The organism is Emticicia agri, assembly GCF_004168285.1.
Taxonomy (GTDB): domain Bacteria; phylum Bacteroidota; class Bacteroidia; order Cytophagales; family Spirosomataceae; genus Emticicia; species Emticicia agri.
In genome coordinates, this window is the sequence record NZ_SEWF01000134.1 from 1 (window position 1) to 447 (window position 447).

Below are 447 nucleotides of genomic sequence, written 5' to 3' on the forward strand. Positions count from 1 at the left end.
CAGTAACAGGGTTACAAATCATCGCTCAACCATCAGCACCGACCATTAATGCACCAAATCCCAAAGTGGTTTGTGCACCAAGTACTTTAACCTTAACAGCCAGTGGTTGTGCAGGGACAGTGAACTGGTCGAATGGTTCATCAGGTAGCAGCTTAACGCTTTCAAGTGTAGGCACTTATAGTATTACGGCGACCTGTACAGTTGGGTCTTGTACCAGTCCGGCCAGTTCAACAGTAACAGGACTACAAATTGTAGCTCAACCAATTGCTCCAACAATTACAGCCCCAGCTACCAAAGTAGTTTGTTCGCCAAGCACGCTTACTTTAACGGCCAGTGGTTGTGCAGGAACAGTCAATTGGTCGAATGGTTCATCAGGCACGAGTCTGACGCTTTCAAGTGTGGGTACATATAGTATTTCTGCTACTTGTACAGTAGGTAGTTGCACCA

Annotated in this window: 1 pseudogene; it reads left to right on the forward strand. The window is 46.3% G+C overall.

Going from position 1 to position 447, the window contains the following annotated elements:
* Positions 1–447, forward strand: a pseudogene (locus tag EWM59_RS28045) (hypothetical protein); the annotation flags it as partial.